General features: G+C 68.3%; 27 protein-coding genes. 24 read left to right on the forward strand and 3 right to left on the reverse strand.

Annotated features, from left to right (window positions below):
* The first annotated feature begins 87 nt into the window (after positions 1–87).
* From A5704_RS19135 to A5704_RS19150, 4 genes are all read left to right on the forward strand, one after another.
* Positions 88–474 (forward strand): hypothetical protein, encoded by a 387-nt coding sequence (locus A5704_RS19135; RefSeq protein ID WP_197508509.1) that lies wholly within the window; start codon positions 88–90, stop codon positions 472–474.
* Between the two features lie 30 nt (positions 475–504).
* The gene (locus tag A5704_RS19140; RefSeq protein WP_067781675.1) at positions 505–1620 is read left to right on the forward strand and encodes a PPE family protein; all 1116 of its coding nucleotides are present in this window, start codon (positions 505–507) and stop codon (positions 1618–1620) included.
* A 77-nt stretch (positions 1621–1697) separates the two neighbouring features.
* Positions 1698–1994: a WXG100 family type VII secretion target gene (locus A5704_RS19145; RefSeq protein ID WP_067890511.1), complete on the forward strand. Its 297-nt coding sequence runs from the start codon at positions 1698–1700 to the stop codon at positions 1992–1994.
* Positions 1995–2022: 28 nt separating this feature from the next.
* Positions 2023–2307, forward strand: coding sequence for a WXG100 family type VII secretion target (locus A5704_RS19150; protein ID WP_067758743.1), 285 nt, complete (start codon positions 2023–2025; stop codon positions 2305–2307).
* Between the two features lie 26 nt (positions 2308–2333).
* Here A5704_RS19150 and A5704_RS19155 read toward each other — a convergent pair whose 3' ends face one another.
* From A5704_RS19155 to A5704_RS19165, 3 genes are read right to left on the reverse strand one after another with little or no spacing between them, the layout of a single operon-like run.
* Positions 2334–3347, reverse strand: coding sequence for a zinc-binding dehydrogenase (locus A5704_RS19155; RefSeq protein ID WP_067758740.1), 1014 nt, complete (start codon positions 3345–3347; stop codon positions 2334–2336).
* Positions 3347–4534, reverse strand: a complete 1188-nt coding sequence (locus A5704_RS19160) for an LLM class flavin-dependent oxidoreductase (protein ID WP_067758737.1) — start codon at positions 4532–4534, stop codon at positions 3347–3349. The genes A5704_RS19155 and A5704_RS19160 overlap by 1 nt, the downstream gene beginning before the upstream one ends.
* On the reverse strand, positions 4531–5502 hold the full coding sequence (locus A5704_RS19165; protein WP_067758732.1) for an alpha/beta fold hydrolase: 972 nt from the start codon (positions 5500–5502) through the stop codon (positions 4531–4533). The genes A5704_RS19160 and A5704_RS19165 overlap by 4 nt, the downstream gene beginning before the upstream one ends.
* A 132-nt stretch (positions 5503–5634) precedes the next feature.
* Here A5704_RS19165 and A5704_RS19170 point away from each other — a divergent pair, with 132 nt between their 5' ends.
* The 20 genes from A5704_RS19170 to A5704_RS19270 all read left to right on the forward strand — a co-directional run.
* Positions 5635–6051: a VOC family protein gene (locus A5704_RS19170; protein WP_067781670.1), complete on the forward strand. Its 417-nt coding sequence runs from the start codon at positions 5635–5637 to the stop codon at positions 6049–6051.
* A gap of 321 nt (positions 6052–6372) precedes the next feature.
* Positions 6373–8772, forward strand: coding sequence for an ATP-dependent zinc metalloprotease FtsH (ftsH, locus tag A5704_RS19180; protein ID WP_067781667.1), 2400 nt, complete (start codon positions 6373–6375; stop codon positions 8770–8772).
* A 15-nt stretch (positions 8773–8787) separates the two neighbouring features.
* On the forward strand, positions 8788–9402 hold the full coding sequence (gene folE / locus A5704_RS19185; protein ID WP_067758715.1) for a GTP cyclohydrolase I FolE: 615 nt from the start codon (positions 8788–8790) through the stop codon (positions 9400–9402).
* Positions 9403–9421: 19 nt separating this feature from the next.
* Positions 9422–10255 (forward strand): dihydropteroate synthase, encoded by an 834-nt coding sequence (gene folP / locus A5704_RS19190; protein ID WP_067758818.1) that lies wholly within the window; start codon positions 9422–9424, stop codon positions 10253–10255.
* A complete protein-coding gene (gene folB, locus A5704_RS19195) occupies positions 10248–10649 on the forward strand; it encodes a dihydroneopterin aldolase (RefSeq protein ID WP_067758713.1) in 402 nt (133 codons plus the stop codon). The genes folP and folB overlap by 8 nt, the downstream gene beginning before the upstream one ends.
* The gene (gene folK / locus A5704_RS19200; protein ID WP_067758711.1) at positions 10646–11194 is read left to right on the forward strand and encodes a 2-amino-4-hydroxy-6-hydroxymethyldihydropteridine diphosphokinase; all 549 of its coding nucleotides are present in this window, start codon (positions 10646–10648) and stop codon (positions 11192–11194) included. The genes folB and folK overlap by 4 nt, the downstream gene beginning before the upstream one ends.
* Positions 11194–11670: a DUF3180 domain-containing protein gene (locus A5704_RS19205; protein WP_067890514.1), complete on the forward strand. Its 477-nt coding sequence runs from the start codon at positions 11194–11196 to the stop codon at positions 11668–11670. Before folK ends, A5704_RS19205 begins: the two co-directional genes overlap by 1 nt.
* 86 nt (positions 11671–11756) lie before the next feature.
* Positions 11757–13139 (forward strand): DUF6779 domain-containing protein, encoded by a 1383-nt coding sequence (locus A5704_RS19210; protein ID WP_067781661.1) that lies wholly within the window; start codon positions 11757–11759, stop codon positions 13137–13139.
* A 127-nt stretch (positions 13140–13266) separates the two neighbouring features.
* Complete coding sequence (locus tag A5704_RS19215; RefSeq protein ID WP_067758702.1) at positions 13267–14178, forward strand: Rossmann-like and DUF2520 domain-containing protein; 912 nt, start codon at positions 13267–13269, stop codon at positions 14176–14178.
* Complete coding sequence (gene panC / locus A5704_RS19220) at positions 14175–15113, forward strand: pantoate--beta-alanine ligase (protein WP_067758699.1); 939 nt, start codon at positions 14175–14177, stop codon at positions 15111–15113. The genes A5704_RS19215 and panC overlap by 4 nt, the downstream gene beginning before the upstream one ends.
* Complete coding sequence (gene panD / locus A5704_RS19225; protein ID WP_067758696.1) at positions 15113–15532, forward strand: aspartate 1-decarboxylase; 420 nt, start codon at positions 15113–15115, stop codon at positions 15530–15532. Before panC ends, panD begins: the two co-directional genes overlap by 1 nt.
* Before the next feature lie 2 nt (positions 15533–15534).
* Positions 15535–16350: a type III pantothenate kinase gene (locus A5704_RS19230; protein ID WP_067781658.1), complete on the forward strand. Its 816-nt coding sequence runs from the start codon at positions 15535–15537 to the stop codon at positions 16348–16350.
* A gap of 121 nt (positions 16351–16471) precedes the next feature.
* Positions 16472–17983, forward strand: coding sequence for a lysine--tRNA ligase (gene lysS, locus A5704_RS19235; RefSeq protein ID WP_067781656.1), 1512 nt, complete (start codon positions 16472–16474; stop codon positions 17981–17983).
* 124 nt (positions 17984–18107) lie between these two features.
* On the forward strand, positions 18108–18446 hold the full coding sequence (lsr2, locus tag A5704_RS19240) for a histone-like nucleoid-structuring protein Lsr2 (RefSeq protein ID WP_067754209.1): 339 nt from the start codon (positions 18108–18110) through the stop codon (positions 18444–18446).
* A gap of 319 nt (positions 18447–18765) precedes the next feature.
* Positions 18766–21300: an ATP-dependent protease ATP-binding subunit ClpC gene (gene clpC1 / locus A5704_RS19245; RefSeq protein WP_067754212.1), complete on the forward strand. Its 2535-nt coding sequence runs from the start codon at positions 18766–18768 to the stop codon at positions 21298–21300.
* Between the two features lie 72 nt (positions 21301–21372).
* The gene (locus A5704_RS19250; protein ID WP_067758483.1) at positions 21373–21753 is read left to right on the forward strand and encodes a YbjQ family protein; all 381 of its coding nucleotides are present in this window, start codon (positions 21373–21375) and stop codon (positions 21751–21753) included.
* A 142-nt stretch (positions 21754–21895) separates the two neighbouring features.
* Positions 21896–22105, forward strand: coding sequence for a CbtB-domain containing protein (locus tag A5704_RS19255; RefSeq protein ID WP_067781653.1), 210 nt, complete (start codon positions 21896–21898; stop codon positions 22103–22105).
* A 4-nt stretch (positions 22106–22109) separates the two neighbouring features.
* On the forward strand, positions 22110–22886 hold the full coding sequence (locus A5704_RS19260) for a CbtA family protein (RefSeq protein WP_067890517.1): 777 nt from the start codon (positions 22110–22112) through the stop codon (positions 22884–22886).
* On the forward strand, positions 22883–23413 hold the full coding sequence (locus A5704_RS19265) for a histidine phosphatase family protein (protein ID WP_067758489.1): 531 nt from the start codon (positions 22883–22885) through the stop codon (positions 23411–23413). The genes A5704_RS19260 and A5704_RS19265 overlap by 4 nt, the downstream gene beginning before the upstream one ends.
* A 51-nt stretch (positions 23414–23464) precedes the next feature.
* Positions 23465–24066, forward strand: a 602-nt coding sequence (locus A5704_RS19270) for a DUF222 domain-containing protein (protein WP_156737709.1), incomplete at its 3' end; no start/stop codon positions are given.

Below are 24066 nucleotides of genomic sequence, written 5' to 3' on the forward strand. Positions count from 1 at the left end.
ACATTAGTGACCGCGGCTGTACGGAGCCTGGTGGCGGCCGTAATTGGCCGCTCCATAGCCGTTATAGCCGCCGTGCTGCGATGGCATGTGCCCGCCATACCCGCCGCCGCTCCCGCCCAGCACCTTGCGCCTCCCGCACACATGGCGCCCGCCCAGCATGTCGAGCACGTCGCGCCCGCGCACGCGGCGCCCTCCCAGCATGTCGCCCGCGCCGACGTGGCGCCCCAGCACGTCTCACCCGCCGAGCTGGCGCCCCAGCATGTCACCCGCGCGGATATGGCGCCCCAGCACGTCTCACCCGCCGAGCTGGCGCCGACGGCACCGGTCCACCGGGTGTCCCTTGCTGCCGCCATACCCGCCGAGAAGGTGCTGCCCATGCAGCTGCCCGGCGGCACGCCCGGCGAACACGTCGTGCACGCGCACGCCGCAATCAAAGCCGCCGCCGGCCCAAAGCCCTTGCCGGCGCTGGCATAGCGAAAACGACCGTAAGAGAGGAAAGCAGTAATGGATTTCGGTGCGATGCCCCCGGAGATCAACTCGGGCCTGATGTACGCGGGCCCGGGACCAGGTTCGATGCTGGCGGCGGCGATGGCATGGGAGGGGTTGGCCGCGGAGCTGCGGATGGCCGCGACGAGCTACGGGTCGGTGATCCTGAACCTGACCGACGCCGGCTGGCAGGGCCCGTCGTCGGCGGCCATGGCGGCCGCGGCGGCGCCCTACGTGGCTTGGATGCACGCGACCGCCGCGCAGGCCGAGCAGGCCGGCATGCAGGCGACGGCCGCCGCGACCGCGCACGAGACGGCGTTCGCGGCTACCGTGCCGCCACCGTTGATCGCCGCTAACCGCTCGCTGCTGATGATGTTGGTCGCGACCAACTTCCTGGGGATAAACGCCGCGGCGATCGCGGCCACCGAGGCGCAGTACGCCGAGATGTGGGCCCAAGACGCCGCGGCCATGTACGCCTACGCCGGCTCGTCGGCCGCGGCGGCGATGCTGGCACCGATGGCGGTCGCCCCGCCGACCACCAACCCCGGAGGGGCGGCGGCCAGCGCCGTGGCGGCGGGTGAGGCCAGCATGCAGGGCGCCACCCAGGGACTGGCGATGGGCCTGCCGTCCACGCTCAATTCGTCCGCGTCGTCATTGGTGAGCAGCTTCCCTTCGGCCGTCAGCAGTTTCACCGGCTTGCTCGGCACGCCATTCGGAGGACAGGGCGCCGGTACGGCCGCATCGGGATTGGGCGCGACGACGGCGTCGAACGCAGGCCTTGCGACGGCCATGCTCGGACCCGGTGTTGTCTCGCGGGTCGGGATGCCCGGAATGCAGCACCTGGTGCCGGCCGCGCCGTCCATGCGCGCGCCGCAGATGCTGGCGCCCGCGCGGTTGATGCCATCCGCGGCCATGGGCCAGGCGGCTCCTGTTGGAGGTTTGTCGGTGCCGCCGAGTTGGCAAGCCGCGACTCCCGAGGTCGCCGGCCCGACCGCCACCCCGTTGGGCAGTGCCGGCGCACCGATGCTGGCTCCGCGCGGTATCCCGGCGGGTCAGGTTGGCGGCATGGAGATGCGCGGATTCGGCGCTGCGGCACCGACTCGCGCCACTGTACTGCCCCAGCTGGTCGGATGACGGAAGGGAGAGAGGGAACTTCGAGGATTTAGCGACCAAACTTCAGAATTGACAAATACTTTCGAAGGAGAAATGTAATGACAGCACGATTCATGACGGATCCGCACGAGATGCGTGCGATGGCGGGCCGCTTCGAGGTGCACGCCCAGACCGTTGAGGACGAGGCCCGCAAGATGTGGGCGTCGTCGATGAACATCGCCGGCTCGGGCTGGAGCGGCCAGGCGCAGGCGACCTCGTACGACACCATGGGTCAGGTCAACCAGGCCTTCCGCAACATCGTCAACATGCTTCACGGTGTGCGCGACGGGCTCATCCGCGACGCGAACAACTACGAGCAGCAAGAGCAGGCCTCGCAGCAGATCCTGGGCACCTAGCCCACCGACAAACAGGAGACGAGTAACGATGACAATCAACTATCAATTCGGCGATGTCGACGCCCACGGCGCCACCATCCGCGCGCAGGCCGCGTCACTGGAGGCCGAGCACCAGGCCATCGTTCGCGATGTTCTTGCTTCCGGCGACTTTTGGGGCGGCGCGGGGTCCGCGGCGTGCCAGGAGTTCATCATTCAGCTGGGCCGCAACTTCCAGGTGATCTACGAGCAGGCCAACGCGCACGGGCAGAACGTGCAAACCGCCGGCAGCAACATGGCGGGCACCGACAGCGCTGTCGGGTCCAGTTGGGCCTAGGGGCGCGGCGGGTCGACACCAGGGGCCTAAGGGGTGACGAGAACCTTGCAGTGGCGCTCGGGGTCGGCGAGGTCGTCGAAGGCCGCGCCGACCCCGTCCAGCCCGACCTCCCCGGTGATCAGCGGGCTGGCGTCGATGTCGCCCTCGGCCAGTGCACGCAGCGAGTCGGTGAATTCCTCCGGGGTGTAAGCGAGCACGAACTGGACGTTGATCTCTTTGGCGATCGCGAAGAACGGATGCAAGGTGTCGGGCTGCATGCAAACGCCCGCGACCACCAGGCGGGTGCCGGGCCGGGCCCGGAGCAGCACGTCGTCGATGATCCCGGGCACGCCGACCGCTTCGAACACCACGGCTGGTTTGGCGACGTCGAACGGCGAACCCTGCGAAGCGTCCAGCGTTTGATGGGCGCCCATGGCGGTGGCCAGCTCCTGCCTCTTCGGCGAAAAATCTGATGCCACAATGTTTTCCACCCCGCGGGCACGCAGAGCCGCGATGATCGCTATGCCGATCGGACCGCAGCCGATGACCAGGGCCGTCTCTCCGGAGGAGATGTTGGACTTGTTGACGGCGTGCAAGCCCACCGCCAAGGGTTCGGTCAGGGCCGCCTGCCTGAAGTCCAAGCCGTTGGGGACGGCCAGCAGCAGCGGCGCGGACAGCAGCATGCGTTCGGCATAGCCGCCGATTGTGCTGTTGCTGTAGACGATTGGCTCGGCACCCTTGGCCGACAGCAACACCGGGAGCGAGGTTACCAGCGTTCCGGGCGGGAGGGTTTCGGTATCGGGGCCTGCCTCGAGCACCTCGGCGCTGAACTCGTGTCCCATGAAGATGTCGTGGTCGAGGTCGACGTGCATGCCGCTCCGGCCGCCGGCCACCCGATCGGTCATCTCGAGCACCTGCGCGCCGTGCGCGGCGAAATGCAGGTCGGAGCCGCAGATCCCGCATGCCCGCACGCCGACGAGCACCTGCCCTGCCTCCGGCACGGGATCCGGCACATCGTCCCGGTAGACCATTCGGCCGTTTCGCAATACCGCAGCGCGCATCAGCTTTTCACGCCCTTCTGTTCGTCGACGTGCTCGGAGATGGCCTTCACCACTGCCTCACCGGCTCGGCCGATCAGCTGATCGCGATTGCCCTTGGCCCAGTCGTGCGATGACCGCGCCGCTTCGAGCTGCCCTTTGAAATGAGGAATCACCTTGCGCGCCATCAGGTCATAGCAGTGATACGTCGCCTCGGGGGAGGCCCAGTCGTGCCCCAGCATCAGCAACGTGCCGAAGCCACCGGAGCGCTCGAGCAGGTCCTCGATGTGGGCGATGGCATCGTCGGGCGTGCCGATACAGCAATTGCCCTTGGCGGCGTAGTCCTCGACGAACTCGTGGGGTGACTGGGCGCCTTCGACGGAGTTGGCCAACGGTACGAACCCGGCCGCGCCGAAGTAGTTGGCGAAATCCTGCAGGCCGTAGGTGCAGTCGTCGATCGCCTTTTCCCGGCTGTCCGCGATGTGCATGATGCTCAGAACACGCCAGTCGGCCCGGTCCGGCTCGTCCCGGCCGACTTTGGCGGCCTGTTCGCGCACCACGTCCCAGGTGGTTTCCAGGGCGGCGAAGCCGCCCGGCACCGACATCGACAGCGACAGCAACGACGTGCCCAACGCACCCGCCAGCCGCGGTCCGGACGGCGAAATCATTGCCGCGGTCGATATCTCGGGGTAGGGCCAGGTGTAAGGCCGGATGTGCAGTTGCGCCTCGCGCAATGTGAACCAGTCGGTGTGGCGGTCGATCCGCTCCGAGGGGCCGGCCCGGAACAACGCGAGGATCGCCTCGAGCGACTCCTGCATCATGTGCCGTTGATCGACCGGGTCGATGCCCATCATGTAGGCGTCCGACGGCAGCGCGCCGGGGCCGGTGCCGAACATCACCCGGCCGCGGGTGAGGTGGTCGAGCAGCACCCATCGATCGGCCACCATGAGCGGGTGGTGGTAGGGCAGCGAGACCACTCCGGTGCCCAGCCGGATGTGCTTCGTCCGCTCCGCAGCGGCCGCGATGAACACCTCCGGGCAGGCGATCAGTTCGTAGCCGCCGGAGTGGTGTTCGCCGAACCATGCCTCGTCAAAGCCGAGCCGATCCAGCGCGACGACTCGCTCCATGTCGTATTCCAGAGCCACCGTTGGCGATTGGCCGATCGGGTGAAACGGTGTGATGAAGACACCGAACCGCAGGGGGGCACTCATCGCAGCTCCAATCCGTTGAGGAAATCCAATAGGGCCGCGTTGACCTCTTCCGGCCGTTCCTGCTGCAGCCAGTGCCCCGCGTCTTCGAGCATCACCTGTTGGTAGGAGCCGGTGATCAATTGCGATGCGCGGTCGGCGCGGGTGAACGTCAGCACCGGGTCGGCGGTGCCGCCGATAAAGAGTGCAGGGACAGTAATTTTGGCGTCGGCTAGCTCTGGGGTGGTCTCCCAGTTGCGGTCGAAGTTGCGATACCAGTTCAGGCCACCGGTGAATCCGGTGCGGGAGAACTCGCTGATGTAGTGGTCGAGCTCGTCCTGGCTGAGCCAGTCCGGCAGCCGGTCGGGTTCGGGAAGGCGATCGATGAACCCCTCGTCACCGGGCGCCACCATGCGCGCCGCGGCGAGCGGGTCACCCGATGTCCGCAGGCCGCCCAGCATCCTGCGTAGCGTGCGCGCGGGGTCACCGTTGAGTTCCGCGTCGGCGACGCCCGGCTCCTGGAAGTACAGGATGTAAAAGAATTTGTCGCCGAGCATCTTGCGCCACGCCCTCGTCGGCGCCACATGCGAGCGGGGAACGGCCGGGACGCTGAGCCCGGCGACGGCCGCAACCCGATCCGGGTGCAGCAGCGGCGCATTCCACACGACGGCGGCGCCCCAGTCGTGTCCGACCCAGACGGCACGCTCGGCGCCGACGTCGTCGAGCAGGCCGACCAGGTCGGCCGTCAGGTGGTGGATGTCGTAGGCCTCGATCGCCTCGGGGCAAGAGGAGCCGCCGTAGCCACGCTGATCGGGCGCCAGAACGTGATAGCCGGCCTCGGCCAGAACCGGTATCTGGTGGCGCCACGAATAGGCCAATTCGGGAAAGCCATGAGCCAAGATCACCACGGGCGCGCCGCGCTCTCCCGCCTCGACCACCCGCAGCCGTACACCGTTGGTCTCTACTAACCGTTCGGTTGATTTGAGCACCATGTCACCAAAGCACACCCCCTCCGGGGCTGAGAAGTATTCGCGCTGATTGCGAATACCGTTCCAATCACTTTGGTCGCCTGGTAGATATCGCCATGAGGCACTCGCATTTCAGTGGAAGCAGGTGGACCCCGCATGAAGCGGCTCGACCACGTCGTCCTCTGGACGAGAGATCCGCGCGCGTCGATGGATTTCTATACGAGGGTGGTCGGGTTGGCGCCGGTCCGGTTTGCCGAGTTCGAGGCCGGTGACGCTCCGTTCCCGAGTGTTCGGGTGTGTGAGGACGCCATCATCGACCTGTCGCCGATCGCCAGTATCGCTGGCACCGAGGCGCTGACGCGGACGGACGGCAGCGCCGGCCACCCGGTGAATCACGTGTGCCTTGCGCTATCGAAGTCCGAATACGACGCGTTGGACCAGCGTCTGCGAGCGGAGGGCGTGGACACCAGCGCGCGGTTGGGCCCCAACTTCGGCGCCCAGGGCTGGGCGCCGCAGGCTTACTACTTCGCCGATCCGGACGGCAACGTGATCGAGGCTCGCTATTACGAATGACGAAACGCCCGCCGTTCGCCCGGCCGGTCGGGAACCCGCGCGCCACCGCCCGGCTGGTCGGGAACCCGTCGTCGTTGTATCCAGAGAATGGTGGCGACCCGCAGCGCCCCGGCTCTGCCGGGACTCGCGATCGCCACTGTGCAGATGGTGGCGACCCGCAGCCCCCCGGCTCTGCCGGGACTCGCGATCGCCACTGTGCAGATGGTGGCGACCCGCAGCGCCCCGGCTCTGCCGGGACTCGCGATCGCCACTAGCGGTAACCTGGACTTTTCCAGCTGCGTGTATATCGGGGAAGGACCTGGCCAGCAAGGCCGATGATTGATGAACCGGAAAAACGTTATCCGCACCATCACGGCGATTGCCGTCGTGGTGCTCCTCGGTTGGTCGTTCTTCTATTTCAGCGACGACACCCGCGGCTATAAGCCCGTCGACACGTCGGTGGCGGTGGCGCAGATCAACGGCGACAACGTCAAGAGCGCGCAGATCGACGACCGCGAGCAGCAGCTGCGGCTGACCCTGAAAAAGGGCAACAACGACACCGACAATTCCGACAAGGTCATCACCAAATACCCGAGCGGGTACGCCGTCGACCTGTTCAACGCGCTGAGCGCGAAGAACGCGAAGGTCAGCACGGTCGTCAACCAGGGCAGCATCCTGGGCGAGCTGCTCGTCTACGTGTTGCCGCTGCTGTTGCTGGTGGGCCTGTTCGTGATGTTCTCCCGCATGCAGGGCGGTGCCCGAATGGGCTTCGGGTTCGGCAAATCACGGGCGAAGCTGCTCAACAAGGACATGCCCAAGACCACGTTCGCCGACGTCGCTGGCGTCGACGAGGCGGTCGAAGAGCTGTACGAAATCAAGGACTTCCTGCAGAACCCCGGCCGCTATCAGGCGCTGGGCGCCAAGATCCCCAAGGGCGTGTTGCTCTACGGCCCGCCGGGAACCGGTAAGACGCTGCTGGCACGCGCGGTGGCCGGCGAGGCCGGAGTCCCGTTCTTCACCATCTCCGGCTCCGACTTCGTCGAGATGTTCGTCGGCGTCGGCGCATCGCGGGTGCGCGACCTGTTCGAACAGGCCAAGCAGAACAACCCGTGCATCATCTTCGTCGACGAGATCGACGCGGTGGGCCGACAGCGCGGTGCCGGCCTGGGCGGCGGCCACGACGAACGCGAGCAGACGCTGAACCAGCTGCTGGTCGAGATGGACGGTTTCGACCCACGCGCCGGCGTCATCCTCATCGCGGCCACCAACCGGCCCGACATCCTGGACCCCGCGCTGCTGCGGCCCGGCCGCTTCGACCGGCAGATCCCGGTGTCCAACCCGGATCTGGCGGGCCGCAAAGCGGTGCTCGAGGTGCACTCCAAGGGCAAGCCGATCGGCCCCGACGCCGACCTCGCCGGGCTGGCCAAACGCACCGTCGGCATGACCGGCGCCGACCTGGCCAACGTCATCAACGAGGCGGCGCTGCTGACCGCCCGGGAGAACGGCACCGTCATCACCAGCGCCGCGCTCGAAGAGGCGGTGGACCGGGTGATCGGCGGCCCGCGCCGCAAGGGCCGCATCATCAGCGAGCAGGAAAAGAAGATCACCGCCTACCACGAGGGCGGGCACACCCTGGCCGCCTGGGCGATGCCGGACATCGAGCCGATCTACAAGGTGACCATCCTGGCGCGCGGCCGGACCGGCGGCCACGCGGTCGCGGTGCCCGAGGAAGACAAGGGTCTGCGGACCCGCTCGGAGATGATCGCGCAACTGGTGTTCGCGATGGGCGGACGCGCCGCCGAGGAACTGGTGTTCCGGGAGCCGACGACGGGCGCGGTGTCCGACATCGAGCAGGCCACCAAGGTGGCCCGCGCGATGGTCACCGAATTCGGGATGAGTTCCAAGCTGGGCGCGGTCAAGTACGGCACCGAACACGGTGACCCCTTCCTGGGCCGCACCATGGGAACGCAGGCCGACTACTCTCACGAGGTCGCCCGCGACATCGACGACGAGATCCGCAAGCTGATCGAGGCGGCTCACACCGAGGCGTGGGAGATCCTCACCGAATACCGCGACGTGCTCGACACACTGGCCGGCGAGCTCCTGGAAAAGGAGACGCTGCACCGGGCCGAGCTGGAGGGCATCTTCGCCGACGTCGAAAAGCGGCCCCGGCTCACCATGTTCGACGATTTCGGCGGCCGCATCCCGTCGGACAAACCGCCGATCAAGACGCCCGGCGAGCTGGCGATGGAGCGCGGCGAGCCGTGGCCGCCGCCGGTCCCCGAGCCGGCGTTCAAGGCGGCCATCGCGCGCGCCAGCCAGGCCGCCGCGGCCGCGGGGGCGGATGCGGACCGAAACAACAACGGCGGCAATGGTTCTCAGGCATCCGGCCACCGTCCGGGCGCGCCGCATGCACCCACCCAGCCCGACTACGGTGCGCCGGCGGGCTGGCACGCACCGGGATGGCCGCCGCAGGACCAGCAGCCGAATTACTGGTATCCGCCGCCGCAGGCCCCGCAACAGCCGTACTGGCCGCAGCCGGCGGGGCACTACCCGGGTTATCCCGGCCAGCACGGGCACCCGGGCCAGCAGACCCACCCCGGTCAGCAAGGGCAGGCGCAGCCCCCCTACCCGCCGTATCCGCCCTACCCGCCGCCGAGTCTGCCCGACCCGGACGGCGCAAGGTCTCCCGACCAGCAGGACGACGACGTGAGCCGGTCCAATCCGCCGGCTCACGGCTGACGAACGGAGGATTCGATGGCAGTAACCGGTTTGGGCCCGGACACCGCCACCCCCTCAACTCGGGTGTTCGACCAGGAGCGCGCCGAGGCCGCAGTCCGAGAGTTGTTGTACGCCATCGGCGAGGACCCGGACCGGCACGGCCTGCGTGAGACGCCGGCCCGCGTCGCCCGTGCCTACCAAGAGATGTTCGCCGGGCTCTACACCGACCCCGACAGCGTGCTGAACACCATGTTCGACGAGGAGCACGACGAACTGGTGCTGGTCAAGGAGATCCCGCTGTACTCCACCTGCGAACACCATCTTGTGTCGTTCCACGGTGTCGCCCATGTCGGGTACATCCCAGGGGCCGACGGGCGCGTCACCGGGCTGTCCAAAATCGCGCGGCTGGTCGACCTTTACGCGAAGCGCCCGCAGGTGCAGGAACGGCTGACCAGCCAGATCGCCGACGCCCTGATGACGAAGCTCAATCCGCGCGGGGTGATCGTCGTGATCGAGGCCGAGCACCTGTGCATGGCCATGCGCGGCGTTCGCAAGCCCGGCGCCGTTACCACCACCTCGGCGGTGCGCGGGCAGTTCAAATCCAACGCCGCTTCTCGAGCCGAAGCGCTCGACCTCATTTTGCGTAAGTGAGCCGGCGCCTGTGCGGGTGATGGGAGTCCTGAACGTCACTGACGACTCGTTCTCCGATGGCGGCCGCTATCTCGACACCGGCAACGCCGTGGCGCATGGGGTGGCGTTGGCCGCCGAGGGCGCCGACATCGTCGACGTCGGAGGCGAGTCAACTCGGCCCGGCGCCACGCGGATCGACTCCCAGATCGAGACCTCTCGCGTGATTCCCGTCGTCAAAGAGCTTGTGGCAGAGGGAATAACGGTAAGCATAGACACCATGCACGCTGATGTCGCGCGCGCGGCGCTGCAGAACGGCGCGCGGATCGTCAACGACGTGTCGGGCGGGCGTGCCGATCCCGCGATGGCTCCGCTGCTGGCCGAGGCCGGCGTGCCCTGGGTGCTGATGCACTGGCGTTCGGTGTCCGCCGAGCGCCCGCATGCGGCTCCGCACTACGACGACGTGGTTGCCGAAGTGCGCGCCGAGCTGCTCGCCAGCGTCGACGACGCGGTGGCGGCCGGTGTAGACCCCGCCAAGCTGGTGATCGACCCGGGACTCGGGTTCGCCAAGACGGCTCAACACAATTGGGCGCTGCTTCGCGCGTTGCCGCAGTTGGTGGCCACCGGAATCCCCGTGCTGCTGGGTGCATCCCGTAAAAGGTTCCTCGGTACGTTGTTAGCCGGGCCGGATGGCTCGCCGCGACCGCCCGCCGGCCGCGAGACAGCGACAGCGGTGATCTCCGCGTTGGCAGCGCTGTACGGGGCGTGGGGTGTTCGTGTGCACGACGTGCGGGCCACGGCCGATGCCCTCAAGGTGGTCGGGGCCTGGGCGCAGACCGAATCGCAGCAGACCGAGCTGGCTGGAGACGATGGCTGATCGAATCGAATTGCGGGGGTTGACGATTCGTGGGCGACACGGGGTTTTCGAGCACGAGCGCGCCGACGGGCAGGATTTCGTCATCGATATGACCGTGTGGATCGACCTCGCGGACGCCGCCGCCAGCGACGAGCTGGCCGACACCTACGACTACGGCCGGCTGGCCCAGCTGGCGGCCGACATCGTGGCCGGGCCGCCGCGCAACCTGATCGAAGCGGTCGGGGGTGAGATCGCCGATCGGGTGATGCAGGACGACCGCGTGCATGCCGTCGAGGTGGTGGTGCACAAGCCGCAGGCTCCGATCACGCAGCAGTTCGCCGACGTCGCGGTGGTGGTGCGCCGGTCTCGGCGCGGCGGCCGCGGTTCGGTGATCCCGGCGGAGCGGCGCCTATGACTTGGGTGGTCCTCTCCATCGGCTCCAACCTGGGCGACCGCCTGGCCCGGTTGCAGTCCGTCGTCGACGGGCTGGGCGAGACGGTGCTCGCGGTCTCCCCGGTCTACGAGACCGACCCGTGGGGCCGCGTCGACCAGGCGCCGTTTCTCAATGCGGTGCTGATCGCCAACGACCCGGCCTGCGACGGCCAGTGCTGGTTGCGCCGGGCGCAGGAGTTCGAGCGGGCTGCCGGCCGGGTGCGCGGCGAGCGCTGGGGCCCGCGCACCCTCGACGTCGACCTGATCGCTTGCTACGGCGAGGCGGAGGTGATCTCCCGCGAGAACAATCTGACGTTGCCGCACCCATTGGCCCACCTGCGTGCCTTCGTGATGATCCCCTGGCTCGCCATCGACCCCGATGCCCAGCTGACCGTCGCCGGGGACGCTCAGCCCGTCTCGGGCCTGCTGGCCCAGCTGGACCCCGCGGACCGGGAAAGCGTCCGGTTGACCGACCTCAAGCTGCACCGGCCGGGCACGGACCCGGCAGACCGGAGTCCGGAAGGCTGATGGGGCCGACCAGGAAACGTGACCTGACGGCCGCGGTGGTAGCCGCGGCGGTGGTTGGTTATTTGCTGGTCAACGGCCTCTACCGATTGTTTCCGCCGATCACGGTGTGGACCGGTCTGTCGTTGCTGGCCGTCGCCGTCGGCGAAGCCCTGTGGGCGCGCTACGTGCGGACCAAAATCAACGACGGCGAAATCGGGGTCGGCCCCGGCTGGCTGCACCCGCTGGCGGTGGCCCGCAGCCTGATGGTCGCCAAGGCGTCGGCCTGGGTGGGCGCGCTGATGTTGGGCTGGTGGGCCGGGATCCTGGTGTATTTCCTGCCGCGACGATCCTGGTTGCGGGCGGCCGCCGAGGACACCACCGGCGCCGTGGTCGCCGCCGTCAGCGCGCTGGCGCTGCTCCTCGCCGCGCTGTGGCTGCAGCATTGCTGCAAGTCGCCACCGGACCAGACCGAGCACGGCGAGGGTGCCGAAAACTAGCCCCCCTGTGACCCGGGTAACAACAGCGTGAGAATCGCCGGAGTAGGGCGACACGCGGATTGACCTCGCGCAGGTACAGTCAGGCCATGACCGTTCTGTCCCGCGGCGCCCGGGTTCGGCGCGGCGGCCGCAGGCCGGGGTGGGTGCTCTTGACCGCGTTGCTGGTCCTTGCGATGGGGGCCAGTTCCGCTTTGGTTTTCACCAATCGGGTGGAACTCCTCAAGCTCGCTGTAATCCTGGCCCTGTGGGCCGCAGTCGCCGGCGCGTTCGTCTCGGTGCTGTACCGCCGTCAGAGCGATGCGGATCAATCCCGCGTCCGCGACCTGAAGCTGGTGTACGACTTGCAGCTGGATCGGGAGATCTCCGCCCGGCGCGAGTACGAGCTGACCGTCGAGTCCCAGCTGCGTCGCGAGCTGGCATCCGAGCTGCGCGCACAAGCCGCCGACGACCTGGCCGAGCTGCGCGCGGAATTGAGCGCGCTGCGCACCAGCCTGGAGATCCTGTTCGACACCGACCTCGCCCAGCGGCCGGCCCTCGAGACGCCCGAAGCGGAGGCGGCCCCCGAACGCGCGTACAGCGAGTGGGACCGCAACGGCGAGACCCCGCGTGACGCGCCCTACGACTGGGTCGCCAGCGATCGGGTCAGCTCGGTCCCCCAGGACAACCCGGCGGGCCGCGCCGACGAGACGGCGATCATCGACGTGCCCGAGGAACCGCTGTTGCCGCCCCGGCAGCCCCAGAGCCCGCCGCCGCCCCGCCGCGACCGGGTCCCCTACCAGTACGAACCGCCGCAGGAGCCGCCACCGCCGGCCCCACCGCAGCCGTCGTACAGCGCCGCACCGCCCGAGCCCGAGCCGCGCTTCGAACCGCGTCAGCAGCCGCCGGCGCCGCAGCCGGAGCCGCAGGTGCAAGGCTGGCAGCCGGTGGGTGCGTCGGGGCTGTGGTTGCCGCCCGGCGCGCCGGGAAGCAACTGGGCCGGTGCCGATGAGTCCGCCCCGCCGGGCGAGGAGACGTCGGGCCGGCGGCGACGCGCCCGCCACTCCGAGCCGGACCAGGCATGGGCCGCCCCCCGCGACGAGCCGGCGCCGCCGCCGTTCGGCGAGCCGGGTCGCCGGGCGCGGTCGCGCCACTCGGCCGAGTACCGCGACTACGGCGCCCCCGGCTTCGCGCCCCCGAGCGAGCCCGCGTTCGCGTCCGGCCCCATTCCCGCGGCGGCCACGCCCCCGCCTCCAGCGCCGCCGCATTCACCGTCACCCCACACCGACGGGGAGCCACCACCACCGCCGCGGCTCGCCCCGCCGCCACCGCCGGAGCACGCCCCCCGCCATGGCGGCGCGGACCCGCTGGCGCAGGCCCCGGACGGGCCGGGCGAAGGCCCCCCGACCGGCGGTCAGTCGGTTGCGGAGTTGCTGGCGCGGCTGCAGGTCCAGCCGTCCGAGGGCGGCCGGCGGCGGCGCCGCGACGGCTGAGCTGGGAGCTTCCTCACACGGGGCTTTCATTGGTCGGGGCCCGCTGATCGACTAGAGTTTTAGTGACCGAACGGTACCCACGAGGTGGGACCGGAACGAACGAAAGAAATCTGTGAGGTCGTCTGCGATGGTGCAGTTCGACGGTTTGCGCCCGGCCAGGCTCAAGGTGGGAGTCATCTCGGCCGGCCGGGTGGGCACCGCGCTCGGTGTCGCGCTGGAGCGCGCCGACCATGTCGTGGTCGCCTGCAGCGCCATCTCCCACGCGTCGCGCCAGCGGGCGCAGCGTCGACTGCCCGACACCCCGGTGGCGTCGCCGCCGGACGTGGCGGCCGGCGCCGAGCTGCTGTTGCTGGCCGTTCCCGACAGCGAGCTGGCCGGCCTGGTGTCCGGCTTGGCCGCGACGTCGTCGGTGCGGCCGGGCACGATCGTCGCCCACACCTCCGGCGCCAACGGGGTCGGCATTCTCGCGCCGCTGGCCCAGGACGGTTGCATCCCGCTGGCGATTCACCCGGCGATGACGTTCACCGGCTCCGATGAGGACATCAACCGGCTGGCGGACACCTGCTTCGGCATCACCGCCGCCGACGAGGTGGGGTACGCGATCGGGCAGTCGCTCGTCCTCGAGATGGGCGGCGAGCCGTTCTCCGTGCCTGAGGAAGCGCGGGTGCTCTACCACGCCGCGCTGGCGCACGCGAGCAACCACCTGGTGACGGTCCTCGCCGACGCGCTCGAGGCGCTGCGGGCCGCGCTGCGTGGCAGCGAACTGCTCGGGCAACAGTCCGTCGACGACCAGCCGGGCGGCATCGCCGAACGCATCGTCGGGCCGCTGGCGCGGGCGGCGCTGGAGAACACCCTGCAACGCGGGCAGGCCGCGCTCACCGGCCCGGTCGCACGCGGTGACGCGGCCGCGGTCGCCGGGCACCTGGCCGCGTTGAACCAGGCCGACCCGGAACTCGCGCAGGCGTACCGGGTGAACGCCCTGCGGACCGCCCGGCGCGCCCACGCTCCCGCCGACGTCCTCGAGGTGCTGGCGGGATGAGAGCGGGCAAACCGCCCGCCTTCAAGGCCGGCGAACTCAACGTTTACTCGCGCCCGCGCGACGTCACCGACGTCTCCCGCGCGCTGCGCCACACCGGCCGCCGGGTGATGCTGGTGCCCACCATGGGCGCCCTGCACGACGGCCACCTCGCTTTGGTGCGCGCCGCCAAGCGGGTGCCCGGCTCGGTGGTCGCGGTGTCGATCTTCGTCAACCCGCTCCAGTTCGGCGCCGGGGAAGACCTGGACGCCTACCCCCGGACCCTCGACGACGACGTGGCGCTCCTGCGGGGCGAAGGCGTCGAAATCGTGTTCGCGCCAACGGCCGCTGAGATGTACCCCGACGGCCTGCGCACCACCGTGCAGCCCGGTCCGCTGGCCGCCGACCTCGAAGGTGGCCAGCGACCGACCCACTTCGCCGGCGTACTGACAGTCGTGTGCAAGCTGCTGCAGATCGTGCGCCCCGATCGAGTGTTCTTCGGCGAGAAGGACTATCAGCAGCTGGTGCTCATCCGGCAGATGGTCACCGACCTGAACATCGACGTCGCCGTGGTGGGCGTGCCGACCATCCGCGAGGCCGACGGGCTGGCCATGTCGTCACGTAACCGCTACCTCGATCCGGTGCAACGCGAGGCGGCCGTGGCGGTGTCGGCGGCATTGACCGCGGGGGCCCATGCCGCGGACGCCGGACCGCAGGCCGCGCTGGACGCGGCACGCGCGGTGCTCGAGGCGGTGCCCGAGCTCACGGTCGACTACCTCGAGTTGCGTGATCCGGAGCTGGGCCCGTTGCGGGCCAACCGATCCGGGCGGCTGCTCGTGGCCGTCCGGCTGGGCAGCACCCGGCTGCTGGACAACATCGCGATCGAGATCGAAACTTCGCCGGCACCCGTTGGGCCGGACGGATATCGGGACCCCCGTGAATCATCTTGGAGGAATTGATGTTACGGACCATGCTCAAGTCGAAGATTCACCGCGCCACCGTGACGCAGGCCGATTTGCACTACGTCGGCTCGGTGACCATCGACGCCGATCTGATGGACGCCGCTGATCTGCTGGAGGGCGAGCAGGTGACCATCGTGGACATCGACAACGGCGCCCGCCTGGTCACCTATGCGATCACCGGCGAGCGCGGCAGTGGAGTGATCGGGATCAACGGCGCCGCCGCCCATCTCGTGCACCCGGGTGATCTGGTGATCCTGATCGCGTACGGGACGATGGAAGACGCGGAGGCGCGCTCCTACCAGCCGCGAATCGTGTTCGTCGACGCGGACAACAGGCCCATCGACCTGGGACACGATCCGGCGTTCGTTCCCGCGGATGCGGCCGAGCTTCTCGACCCCCGAATCACTGTGCGGTAGCCGTGCTGCTGGCGATCGACGTCCGTAACACCCACACCGTCGTGGGGCTGATCTCCGGATCCAAAGAGCACGCAAAGGTCGTGCAGCAGTGGCGGATCCGCACCGAGTCCGAGGTCACCGCGGACGAGCTGGCCCTGACCATCGACGGCCTGATCGGCGACGACTCCGAGCGACTCACCGGCGCCGCCGCCCTGTCCACCGTGCCGTCGGTGCTGCACGAGGTTCGGATCATGCTGGACCAGTACTGGCCGTCGGTGCCGCACGTGCTGATCGAGCCCGGCGTGCGCACCGGCATCCCGCTCTTGGTCGACAACCCGAAAGAAGTGGGTGCCGACCGAATCGTCAACTGCCTGGCGGCCTTTCACCGGTTTCAAAGCGCCGCGATCGTCATCGACTTCGGCTCCTCGATCTGTGTGGACGTCGTGTCGGCCAAGGGCGAATTCCTCGGCGGCGCGATCGCGCCCGGCGTGCAGGTCTCCTCGGATGCGGCGGCGGCCCGCTCCGCCGCGCTGCGCCGGGTGGAGCTGTCCCGTCCCCGTTCGGTGGTGGGCAAGAACACCGTCGAATGCATGCAGGCCGGAGCGGTATTCGGCTTCGCCGGGCTGGTCGACGGCCTGGTCGGACGGATTCGCGAGGACGTCGAGGGCTTCGCCGGTGACGACGTCGCGGTGGTGGCGACGGGGCACACGGCTCCGCTGCTGCTGCCCGAACTGCAGACGCCCAGCCATTACGACCAGCATCTGACCCTGCACGGGCTGCGGCTGGTCTTCGAACGCAACCGGGACGCCCAGCGGGGCCGGCTGAAGACCGCGCGCTGAGTATCCCCGGCGACGAGATTGCCCCAGTGGTCGTGGTCGCGACCGGAACAACGACCGTGACGGCAATCTCGGCGGGCCGCCGGTAAGAGCCGCCCCGCGAGGTCATTTAAGCTGGCACGTCGTGAGTGACGCCAGCGAGGATGCAGCAGCAGACCTGCCCGAGCAGTTCCGCATCCGCCGGGACAAGCGCGCTCGCTTGTTGGCGGAGGGCCGGGAGCCCTATCCGGTCGCCATCGAACGCACCCACACCCTGGCGCAGGTGCGCGCCGACCATCCCGACCTGCCGGTCGATACCGCTACCGACGACGTCGTCGGCATCGCGGGCCGGGTGATCTTCGCGCGCAACTCGGGGAAATTGTGCTTCGCGACGCTCCAGGAGGGTGACGGCACCACGCTCCAGGTGATGCTCAGCCTCGACAAGGTGGGCTCCGAATCCCTGGACGCGTGGAAGGCCGACGTCGACCTCGGCGACATCGTCTACGTGCACGGCAATGTGATCAGCTCACGGCGCGGCGAATTGTCCGTGCTCGCCGATTCCTGGCAGATGGCGGCCAAGTCGTTGCGGCCGCTGCCGGTGGCCCATAAGGAGATGAGCGAAGAGGCGCGGGTGCGGCAGCGCTACGTCGACCTGATCGTCCGCCCCCAGGCCCGCACGGTGGCGCGGCAGCGAATCGCCGTGGTCCGCGCGATCCGCAACTCGCTCGAACGGCGCGGGTTTCTCGAAGTCGAGACGCCTATGTTGCAGACGCTGGCGGGCGGCGCGGCGGCGCGGCCGTTCGTGACGCATTCCAATGCTCTGGACATCGATCTGTACCTGCGGATCGCACCGGAACTGTTCCTCAAGCGCTGCATCGTCGGTGGTTTCGACAAGGTCTTCGAAGTAAATCGAGTGTTCCGAAACGAGGGCGCGGATTCGACGCATTCTCCCGAATTCTCGATGCTCGAGACCTACCAGGCCTACGGAACCTATGACGATTCGGCAGTCGTCACGCGCGAGCTTATTCAAGAGGTCGCTGATGAGGCGATCGGAACCCGACAACTGCCGCTGCCCGACGGGAGTGTCTACGACATAGACGGCGAATGGGCGTCGATTCAAATGTACCCGTCGCTGTCCGCGGCGCTCGGCGAGGAGATCACCCCCGAGACCCCGGCGGAGCGGTTGTGGGCCATCGCGGATCGGCTGGGGGTCGAGATTCCCCGAGACCGGGGCTACGGGCACGGCAAGCTCGTCGAGGAACTCTGGGAGCACTCGGTCGGAAACACGCTGACGGCGCCCACCTTCGTGCGGGACTTCCCCGTGGAGACAACGCCTTTGACGCGTCAGCACCGCAGCATCCCCGGTGTGACCGAGAAGTGGGACCTCTACGTGCGCGGGGTCGAATTGGCCACCGGGTATTCCGAGCTGAACGACCCCGTCATTCAGCGGGAAAGATTCGCCGCCCAAGCCCGCGCGGCCGCGGCGGGCGACGACGAGGCCATGGTGCTAGACGAAGACTTTCTTGCCGCCCTCGAGTATGCGATGCCGCCGTGCACGGGAACGGGAATGGGTATCGATCGGTTGTTGATGACTTTGACTGGGCTGTCAATTCGCGAGACAGTTTTGTTCCCGATTGTTCGGCCGCACTCCACATGAAAAACGCAACTGTGCGCCTTGCGGCCGGATTGAGTATGCTGCCTTGTTATGGCAGATTGGTGACCCGGGGAGGCTCACCCAAACTGCTCAGCAACTGCTCAGGACGAAATGCGAGGATAAGCTAATGGCGAAAAAAGTGACCGTCACCTTGGTCGATGATTTCGACGGTGCCGGCGCAGCCGACGAAACGGTCGAATTCGGCCTTGACGGGGTGACCTATGAGATTGACCTTTCGTCCAAGAATGCGGCAAAACTCCGCAACGACCTGAAGCAGTGGGTGGAAGCCGGACGCCGGGTCGGCGGTCGACGGCGTGGGCGGTCCAGCTCGGGTCGCGGCCGCGGCGCGATCGACCGCGAGCAGAGCGCGGCGATCCGTGAGTGGGCCCGCCGCAACGGCCACAACGTCTCGACGCGCGGCCGCATCCCGGCCGACGTCATCGACGCGTTTCACGCGGCAACCTGACAAACCTCTTAACCGGCGCCCCGGACCGCAGCGGCCCGGGCGCCGGTTTGTCATTTCGCTGGCGGCGAAAGAATCGTCCGAGAGTGCGGGAAACGAATTGGCACCCGGCCACGTTGGTTCGGTTACGGCGCTGTAATGACAGGGGAGTTCGCCCGATACGGGCCCGGCGGGTCTTGAACAGCAAGGAACCGCAAGGTTATGCCCCCTGGCAGGCCGACCATTACAGTGGATGGCAGGTATGAGATTCCGGCCCCGACGGGGACCGGGTGGGCCACACAGAGGCCAAGTACCGATGGTGAGGGAGAGCAGGTAACCACCGATGTTTGAACGATTTACCGACCGTGCCCGCAGGGTCGTCGTCCTGGCGCAAGAAGAGGCCCGGATGCTCAACCACAACTACATCGGCACCGAGCACATCCTGTTGGGTCTGATTCACGAGGGCGAGGGCGTCGCGGCGAAGTCGCTGGAGTCGCTCGGGATCTCGCTGGAAGGCGTTCGCAGCCAGGTCGAGGAGATCATCGGCCAGGGCCAGCAGGCGCCGTCGGGGCACATCCCGTTCACCCCGCGCGCCAAGAAGGTTCTCGAGCTGAGCCTGCGGGAGGCGCTGCAGCTCGGCCACAACTACATCGGTACCGAGCACATCCTCCTCGGACTCATCCGCGAGGGTGAGGGCGTCGCCGCCCAGGTGTTGGTCAAGCTGGGCGCCGAGCTGACGCGGGTGCGCCAGCAGGTCATCCAGCTGCTCAGTGGCTACCAGGGCAAGGAGGCCGCGGAGGCCGGCACCGGCGGCCGTGGCGGCGAGTCGGGCAGCCCGTCCACCTCGTTGGTGCTCGACCAGTTCGGGCGCAACCTGACGGCCGCCGCGATGGAGGGCAAGCTCGACCCGGTCATCGGCCGCGAGAAGGAAATCGAGCGCGTCATGCAGGTCCTGAGCCGGCGCACCAAGAACAACCCGGTGCTGATCGGCGAGCCCGGCGTCGGCAAGACCGCCGTCGTCGAGGGCCTCGCGCAGGCCATCGTGCACGGCCAGGTTCCCGAGACGCTGAAGGACAAGCAGCTCTACACCCTGGACCTCGGTTCGTTGGTGGCCGGCTCGCGCTACCGCGGTGACTTCGAGGAGCGGCTGAAGAAGGTGCTCAAGGAGATCAACACCCGCGGCGACATCATCCTGTTCATCGACGAGCTGCACACGCTCGTTGGCGCGGGCGCGGCCGAGGGTGCGATCGATGCGGCCAGCATCCTGAAGCCCAAGCTGGCCCGCGGTGAGCTGCAGACGATCGGTGCAACGACTCTCGACGAGTACCGCAAGTACATCGAGAAGGACGCCGCCCTGGAGCGCCGCTTCCAGCCCGTGCAGGTGGGGGAGCCGACGGTGGAGCACACCATCGAGATCCTCAAGGGCCTGCGCGACCGCTACGAGGCGCACCACCGGGTCTCGATCACCGACTCCGCGCTGGTGGCCGCCGCCACCCTGGCCGACCGCTACATCAACGACCGGTTCCTGCCGGACAAGGCGATCGACCTGATCGACGAGGCGGGCGCCCGGATGCGGATCCGCCGGATGACCGCGCCGCCAGACCTGCGCGAGTTCGACGAGAAGATCGCCGACGCCCGCCGCGAGAAGGAATCGGCGATCGACGCCCAGGACTTCGAGAAGGCCGCCAGCCTGCGCGACCGGGAGAAGCAGTTGGTCGCCCAGCGGGCCGAGCGCGAAAAGCAGTGGCGCTCAGGCGATCTCGACGTGGTCGCCGAGGTCGACGACGAGCAGATCGCGGAGGTGTTGGGCAACTGGACCGGCATCCCGGTGTTCAAGCTCACCGAGGCCGAGACCACCCGCCTGCTGCGCATGGAGGACGAGCTGCACAAGCGGATCATCGGCCAGGAAGACGCCGTGAAGGCCGTCTCGAAGGCCATCCGCCGCACGCGCGCCGGGTTGAAGGACCCCAAGCGCCCGTCGGGTTCGTTCATCTTCGCCGGCCCGTCCGGTGTCGGTAAGACCGAGCTGTCCAAGGCGCTGGCCAACTTCCTGTTCGGCGACGACGACGCGCTCATCCAGATCGACATGGGCGAGTTCCACGACCGGTTCACCGCGTCGCGGCTCTTCGGTGCCCCGCCGGGATACGTCGGCTACGAAGAGGGCGGCCAGCTCACCGAGAAGGTGCGGCGCAAGCCGTTCTCGGTGGTGCTGTTCGACGAGATTGAGAAGGCGCACCAGGAGATCTACAACAGCCTGTTGCAGGTCCTCGAGGACGGCCGGCTCACCGACGGTCAGGGCCGCACGGTCGACTTCAAGAACACCGTGCTGATCTTCACCTCGAACCTCGGTACGTCCGACATCAGCAAGCCGGTCGGCCTGGGCTTCACCCAGGGTGGCGGTGAGAACAACTACGAGCGGATGAAGCAGAAGGTCAACGACGAGCTGAAGAAGCACTTCCGCCCGGAGTTCCTCAACCGCATCGACGACATCATCGTGTTCCACCAGCTGACCAAGGACGAGATCATCCGCATGGTCGACCTGATGATCGAGCGGGTCAGCAAGCAGCTCAAGGCCAAGGACATGGCGATGGAGTTGACCGACAAGGCCAAGGCCTTGCTGGCCAAGCGGGGCTTCGACCCGGTGCTGGGTGCCCGCCCGTTGCGGCGCACCATCCAGCGCGAGATCGAGGACCAGCTGTCCGAGAAGATCCTGTTCGAGGAAGTCGGACCGGGACAGATCGTCACGGTCGACGTGGACAACTGGGACGGCGAGAGCGCCGGCGAGGACGCGGTGTTCACCTTCACCGGCACCCGCAAGCCGCCGGCCGAGCCGGACCTGGCGAAGGCCGGGGCGCACGCGGCGCCGGAAACGCCCTAGCGATTACCGGAAACGGGCGGTTAGTCTCACGGGACTGACCGCCCGTTTTCGCTGTGACCAGGAGGCAAGCCAGTGCTGATCGTCACCACCAACGACCTGCCCGGCTGGGAGATCCAGCGGGTCTGCGGCGAAGTGTTCGGGCTGACCGTCCGTTCGCGAAACGCCTTCTCCCAGATGGGCGCGGGATTCAAGGCGATGTTCGGCGGCGAGCTGGCCGGCATGACCAAGAACCTGGCCGAGAGCCGGAACGAGGCGATGGGGCGGCTGATCACCGAGGCGCGCAATCGCGGCGGCAACGCGATCGTGGCGATGCGGTTCGATACGACCGAAATCGGCGACGTGTGGACCGAGATCTGCGCCTACGGCACGGCGGTCCAGGCGACACCGCTGACCGAGGCCGCGAAATACACGGCCAGCCAGCTGGGTTATGGCTCCCCGCCTCCACAGCAGTGAGCGGCGGTTTAGACTGACTCTCGTCCTGACGGGCAACGGAATCTGGTGAAATTCCAGAACGGTCGCGCCACTGTCGATAGTCAGACCCATGGCCCGTCGTCACCAGAGGGGACGCGGTTATCCCCCGGAAGGAGAGTCGATCGTGCCGAACCTTGAGACGACCCGGACCCGATCGGTTGATTTGTCGGCCGCCGGCGCCGCGGCCTGGTTGGCGGCAACCGCCTTCCTGGCCCTGTTGGCGCTGTACTTCGTCGGCGTGGACCAGGGCGCGGTGTCGCTGTTCGGCAGCGATTCGCACGTGCACGAGTTCGTGCACGACGCGCGGCACCTGCTCGGCTTCCCCTGCCACTGATCGCGTGGAGAAGCGTCTGATCGGGCGCGGCTTGCTGGCCGGTGCAATCGGCGCGGTGCTGGCGTTCGCCTTCGCCCGCCTGTGCGCCGAGCCGGTGATCGGCCGCGCGATCGCCTTCGAGGACGGCCTGGCCGACGCGGAGAACGCTCATGGTGTGCACGAGCACGGCGCCGAGTTGTTCAGCCGCGGGGTGCAGTCCAACGCCGGGCTGGGCTTCGGATTGCTCATCTTCGGCGTCGCGCTGGGCGCGCTGTTCAGCGTGCTGTTCTGTGTGATCGCCGCGCGTGTGACAAGCGTTGGGCCACGCGCGCTTTCGCTGCTTTTGGCGGCGGCCGCCTTCGTCGCGGTCTACCTGGTGCCGTTCGTGAAGTATCCGCCCAACCCGCCGGCGGTGGGCCAGGCGGACACGATCGGGGAGCGCACCGGCTGGTACCTGGTCATGGTGGTGGCCTCGGTGGTGCTGACCATCGCGGCCGTGTGGCTGGCGCGGTTCCTGACCGCCCGCCTCGGCGCGTGGAACGGGCGGCTGCTCGCCGCGGGCGGCTACGTCGCGGCGGTCGCGGTGCTGGCGATGTCGTTGCCGGACATAGACGAGACCCCCGGGCCGCTGCGCGACGCGTCGGGCACGATCGTCTATCCGGGCTTTCCCGCCGACGTCCTCTACGACTTCAGGCTGCTCTCGTTGTCCGCGCAGTTGGTGCTGTGGGTGACCGTCGGCGTGGTGTTCGCGACGCTCGCCGGGCGGTTGCTCGAGGAGCGCGCGCCGAGCATCAACGCGTGACCGGTGTCCTGCGGCTGACGATGGTGTCACACGCGATGACCGACGCCATGGCGTCCGCGCGATTTCCGCTCGACGAACCGCTCAGCGACGTCGGACGTGGGCAGGTGAAAAAGGTTGGCTTCAAAGCCAAGACGCACCTCGCCGCGCCCGAGCGGCGCGCCTGTGAAACCGCGGAGCTGCTGGGCCTGGCGGCCAGCGTCGAGCCCCGGTTGGCCGACATCGATTGCGGGACATGGCGCGGGCAAGCGCGGGAGACAATCGACCCGCGGGACCTCGAGGCGTGGCTGACCGACCCGGGCCGGGCGCCGCACGGTGGCGAGTCGATCGTCGCCCTGGTCGAACGGGTGGCGGGATGGCTGAAGTCGGTGAACCAGCCGACCGTGGCGGTGACGCATCCCGCGGTCATCCGGGCGGCGATCCTGGTCGCCCTGGCGGCACCGCCGGAATCGTTCTGGCGCATCGACATTGCGACCGTCAGTCGTACCGTCATGCACCTGCGCGACGGCCGTTGGACGCTGCGGCTGTGAGCGGGGATCGGGTTTTCGAAACTTGTCGTACCGCGCTGCGATGATGGGTTCATGTCTTCGACCGCATCGTCCGACTCCGTGGTGGTGAGCCCCAAAGACCGTCTCGGGGTGCTGTTCGAGGAGCTGGCGGAGTTGGCCGGTCAGCGCAACGCCATCGATGGGCGCATCGTGGATTTGGTCGCCGAGATCGACCGCGAGGAGCTGTGCGGCATGACCGGCGCACGCTCGGTGCCGGCGTTGGTGGCCTGGAAGCTGGGGTTGTCCTCGACCACCGCGCACACGATCGCCACCGTCGCGCGCCGGGTCGAGGAGTTCCCCCGCTGCGCCCAAGGAATGCGGGAGGGCCGGCTGTCGCTGGATCAGGTCGGCGTCATCGCGGCACGCGCGGGTGCGGGCTCCGATGCGCACTATGCGGAGTTGGCGCGGGTGGCCACGGTGCACCAGTTGCGCACCGCGATCAGCCTGGAACCGCGACCCGAGCGCGATCCTGGACCCGGACCCCGGCCATCGATCACCAAGACCTCCGATGAGGAGCTCGCCTCTTGGCGGATCACTCTTGACCATTTGGACGCCGCCACGTTCGACGCCGCCTTGCAGTCCCATCGTGACGCGCTGATCGCCGAATGGAAGCACGACCGCGCCGAGGGAGCGTC

Origin of the sequence: Mycobacterium sp. E735 (assembly GCF_001666955.1) — a bacterium.
Taxonomy (GTDB): domain Bacteria; phylum Actinomycetota; class Actinomycetes; order Mycobacteriales; family Mycobacteriaceae; genus Mycobacterium.

Coding starts and splice junctions, on each gene's coding strand:
- A5704_RS19140 (WP_067781675.1), top strand. CDS start 505: ATGGATTTCGGTGCGATGCCCCCGGAGATCAACTCGGGCCTGATGTAC.
- A5704_RS19145 (WP_067890511.1), top strand. CDS start 1,698: ATGACAGCACGATTCATGACGGATCCGCACGAGATGCGTGCGATGGCG.
- A5704_RS19150 (WP_067758743.1), top strand. CDS start 2,023: ATGACAATCAACTATCAATTCGGCGATGTCGACGCCCACGGCGCCACC.
- A5704_RS19155 (WP_067758740.1), bottom strand. CDS start 3,347: ATGCGCGCTGCGGTATTGCGAAACGGCCGAATGGTCTACCGGGACGAT.
- A5704_RS19160 (WP_067758737.1), bottom strand. CDS start 4,534: ATGAGTGCCCCCCTGCGGTTCGGTGTCTTCATCACACCGTTTCACCCG.
- A5704_RS19165 (WP_067758732.1), bottom strand. CDS start 5,502: ATGGTGCTCAAATCAACCGAACGGTTAGTAGAGACCAACGGTGTACGG.
- A5704_RS19170 (WP_067781670.1), top strand. CDS start 5,635: ATGAAGCGGCTCGACCACGTCGTCCTCTGGACGAGAGATCCGCGCGCG.
- ftsH (WP_067781667.1), top strand. CDS start 6,373: ATGAACCGGAAAAACGTTATCCGCACCATCACGGCGATTGCCGTCGTG.
- folE (WP_067758715.1), top strand. CDS start 8,788: ATGGCAGTAACCGGTTTGGGCCCGGACACCGCCACCCCCTCAACTCGG.
- folP (WP_067758818.1), top strand. CDS start 9,422: ATGGGAGTCCTGAACGTCACTGACGACTCGTTCTCCGATGGCGGCCGC.
- folB (WP_067758713.1), top strand. CDS start 10,248: ATGGCTGATCGAATCGAATTGCGGGGGTTGACGATTCGTGGGCGACAC.
- folK (WP_067758711.1), top strand. CDS start 10,646: ATGACTTGGGTGGTCCTCTCCATCGGCTCCAACCTGGGCGACCGCCTG.
- A5704_RS19205 (WP_067890514.1), top strand. CDS start 11,194: ATGGGGCCGACCAGGAAACGTGACCTGACGGCCGCGGTGGTAGCCGCG.
- A5704_RS19210 (WP_067781661.1), top strand. CDS start 11,757: ATGACCGTTCTGTCCCGCGGCGCCCGGGTTCGGCGCGGCGGCCGCAGG.
- A5704_RS19215 (WP_067758702.1), top strand. CDS start 13,267: ATGGTGCAGTTCGACGGTTTGCGCCCGGCCAGGCTCAAGGTGGGAGTC.
- panC (WP_067758699.1), top strand. CDS start 14,175: ATGAGAGCGGGCAAACCGCCCGCCTTCAAGGCCGGCGAACTCAACGTT.
- panD (WP_067758696.1), top strand. CDS start 15,113: ATGTTACGGACCATGCTCAAGTCGAAGATTCACCGCGCCACCGTGACG.
- lsr2 (WP_067754209.1), top strand. CDS start 18,108: ATGGCGAAAAAAGTGACCGTCACCTTGGTCGATGATTTCGACGGTGCC.
- clpC1 (WP_067754212.1), top strand. CDS start 18,766: ATGTTTGAACGATTTACCGACCGTGCCCGCAGGGTCGTCGTCCTGGCG.